Source organism: Catenisphaera adipataccumulans, from assembly GCF_014202755.1.
Lineage (GTDB): Bacteria > Bacillota_I > Bacilli_A > Erysipelotrichales > Erysipelotrichaceae > Catenisphaera > Catenisphaera adipataccumulans.
Genome location: NZ_JACHHK010000012.1, coordinates 1 through 3,342, shown reverse-complemented (window position 1 = coordinate 3,342; position 3,342 = coordinate 1). Strand labels below are relative to the sequence as shown.

2 protein-coding genes and 1 pseudogene are annotated in these 3,342 nt (G+C 49.2%); 1 reads left to right on the top strand and 2 read right to left on the bottom strand.

What is annotated here, in order from left to right:
* Nucleotides 1–132: 132 nt before the first annotated feature.
* Complete coding sequence (locus tag HNQ47_RS09965) at nt 133–666, top strand: DUF5662 family protein (protein ID WP_183329259.1); 534 nt, start codon at nt 133–135, stop codon at nt 664–666.
* A 33-nt stretch (nt 667–699) separates the two neighbouring features.
* On the opposite strand, the gene glmS is transcribed toward HNQ47_RS09965, so the two are convergent.
* On the bottom strand, nt 700–2,508 hold the full coding sequence (glmS, locus tag HNQ47_RS09960; RefSeq protein ID WP_183329258.1) for a glutamine--fructose-6-phosphate transaminase (isomerizing): 1,809 nt from the start codon (nt 2,506–2,508) through the stop codon (nt 700–702).
* Between the two features lie 262 nt (nt 2,509–2,770).
* Nucleotides 2,771–3,342: pseudogene (locus tag HNQ47_RS09955) on the bottom strand (cation:proton antiporter); the annotation flags it as partial.

The window sequence follows — 3,342 nt, the reverse complement described above, 5'->3', positions numbered from 1 at the left end:
GATGAATCCCTTTTTTCATCGCTTTTTCCTCCTTCCGCCTTAAACTTCAGTCGAGTTTAAAGTAAGTGCGCAAACATTATACCAATCCTTTTGGTCATTTACAACCCCAAAGTTCAGTTGTATATTAATTTCATGAGCAAAATTCTAAGTCATTTGAAAACCATCACCCGCCATAAAATCAAAGTCACACACCTTTGCTTCCGCTGTCATTTATACAAGCAAGGCATCCTGCACGACTTAAGCAAATATTCGCCGATCGAACTGAAGACCGGTTTTCATTATTATCAAGGATTCCGATCGCCGATCGATGCTGAAAAAGAAGAAAAAGGCTATTCCCTGGGGTGGCTGCACCATAAGGGACGAAATAAACATCACTGGGAATATTGGCTCGATTTCGGCAAAGATGGCATCTACGCCTGCCGGATGCCGGAAAATTATGTCATTGAGATGTTCTGCGACCGTGTCGCCGCCAGTATGATCTATCAAGGAGACAACTATACTGACCGCAGCGCACTGGATTACTACATCCAAGGCCGGCATCGGATCCTGATCCATAAAGATACCGACCGGCTGATCTACCATCTGCTGGAATATTTAGCGAATCATGGTCTGGATCAAACGGTCGAGTACATCGTCAAGCACAGGAAAACAGGTTTTCACATCTGATTCTGAAAAAACCGGGGAAGTTCCCCGGTTTTCCTATTCAACTGTCACTGATTTTGCCAAATTTCTTGGTTTATCCACATCACGGCCTTTTTCCGTTGCGGTGTGGTATGCCAGCAGCTGCAGCAGGATCGTCACCGGTATGCAGGTCAAGGTCGGATGAATTTCCGGAATCCGCATGACACGGTCAAATTTTAACGCCGGCTGCTCTTTATTGGTGATCAGGATCACATTCGCGCCGCGGGCCATGGTCTCTTCAATATTCGAAATGGTCTTGGCGGCCACTTCCGGCTGCGTTGCCATCGCGATCACAACTGTTCCCTGCTCGATCAAAGCAATCGGACCGTGCTTCAATTCACCGGCATAGTATGCATCAGCATGCACATAGGAAATTTCTTTCAATTTCAGTGCCCCTTCTAACACGCTGACATAATCCAGCTGCCGGCCGATAAAGTACGCATCGTGCTGATCTTTCAGAAGCTCCGCATATTCTTTCACTTCATCGCTCTTCTTCAGCATATCATCCACGATTTCCGGCATACGTTTCAGATCATGCAGGACTGCATCCGCTTCCTGCGGCCGGCGTCCCATCATTTCAGCGATCTTGATGATCAATAGCGTGATCAAGACCAACTGCGTGGTGAATGCCTTGGTACTAGCGACCGCGACCTCCGGTCCCGCGCATGTATACAGTGTCACATTGGCCAGACGAGAAATGGAAGAGCCAAGCACGTTGGCGATCGCAATACTTTGCGCGCCCATCTCGTTGGTCATCTTCAACGCTGCCAATGTATCGGCCGTTTCACCGGACTGAGAGATATAGATACATAAAGTATGTTCATCAACGACTGGATGACCGTAACGGAATTCACTGGCCGGCGTGCTGATCGCCGAGATCGGCAGCCAGCGCTGCAGCAAGGTCGAACCATAAATACCGACATGATAAGCAGTGCCGCAGCCGACAATATAGATCCGGTCGATCGCAGAGAGATCCAGTCCATCTAGTTTCGGCAGAATGATCTGGTTGCCGCTGATGCGGCCGCGCAGCGTTTCACGAATGGCTTCCGGCTGCTCATAGATCTCCTTCAGCATGTATGTTTCAAAACCGCCCTTCTGGGCTGCAGATAAATCATACGGAATATGCGTGATCTTCGCTTCGATCGGGCGTCCTTCAAAGTCAAAGACTTCGATCTGATCCGGCGTCAGACGGGCCATCTGGCCGTCTTCCATGATGACGACATCTTTTGTATATTCCAGAATAGCCGGAATATCACTGGCACAGTAGGAACCGTTCTTGCCGCGGCCGATGACCATCGGGCTGGAAACCTTCGCCACATAGACTTCATCCGGATGATCCGTCGAGACCACGCAGATCGAGAACGAACCAGCCAAATGATGAACGGTTTTCTTCAAAGCCGCCAACATATCGCCTTGATAATAATAGTCGATCAAATGAACGATGACTTCACTGTCGGTTTCGGACTGAAATTTGTATCCTTGCCGGATCAGTTCTTCTTTGATCGGTTCATAGTTTTCAATGATGCCGTTGTGTACGATCGAAATCGTGTTCGACGCATTGGTATGCGGGTGCGAATTCAGCTGACTTGGCACCCCGTGCGTTGCCCAGCGAGTATGCCCGATCCCCGTCGTCTGATGGAATGAAGGAATATCCATTTCCTTTTCCAGATCCGCTAAGCGGCCTTTGCGCTTCTGCGTATACAGACCATTTTCGTCAACCAATGTCACACCAGCTGAATCATAGCCGCGGTATTCCAGCGACTCCAATCCCTTCAGCAATACTGGCAGCGCTTCCTGCGATCCAGTATAACCCGTAATTCCACACATAATAAGATCCTCCTTTGTTTGTGGATCATGGAGGATACTCGAAGGATTTGTTCAATCTTCGCAGACTGTTTTTGTCCTTGTTTAAGGTCGTATCAACCTCCGGGCCATCCGCCGAATCTTTCGATAAGCCCGGTCCTCGTCAACTGCCCGCAGGCAGTCCAGGCGCTCTGTTTACTTCTGCTCCATGATATGAACCATTATAACACAATAAAAATTCAGTGCCAGATGCACTGAATTCATTCTTTTTCGTCTGAAATGTATTTTATTTTGACGTCACTCGGATCTCTCCGGATTTTTCGAAGCCTTTCTTCGCCAGGATCACCGCAATGATCTCATTGATCACGGCCGCTGCCGCAATGGTTCCCTGCACCAGGGAAACACAATCTGGCAGCGGTGCCAACGTCGCACAGGCGATGCCCGTAAAGACCAGCGAAACCCCGGAATGCGGCAGCAATGTCAGTCCCAAATATTTCTGTACCGTTTCCGGCATATGCATGATCGTCGCACCGATGCGCGCACCGCCGTATTTTCCGATGGCACGGGCGATAATATACACGGCGGTATACACGCCGGCACCCATGATCAGATGATAATCCAGCGGCGCACCCAGGTCAACAATTGCAGCCAGTATACTGATGTTCAGCACCGGATTGAACCGCTGCACGATCGGATCCAGTTCCTGTTCATCCACTAGATTGGCAAAGGTCGCCGCAAAGGCCACGCCCATCAACATGAAATTGAGTGAAATCCCAGTTAATACAAATGTCTGAAAGAACCAGCCCAGCACATCGGTCAAAGTGACAAACCCCAGCAGGACATAAATACTTTTCTGTA

Coding starts and splice junctions, on each gene's coding strand:
- HNQ47_RS09965 (WP_183329259.1), top strand. CDS start 133: ATGAGCAAAATTCTAAGTCATTTGAAAACCATCACCCGCCATAAAATC.
- glmS (WP_183329258.1), bottom strand. CDS start 2,508: ATGTGTGGAATTACGGGTTATACTGGATCGCAGGAAGCGCTGCCAGTA.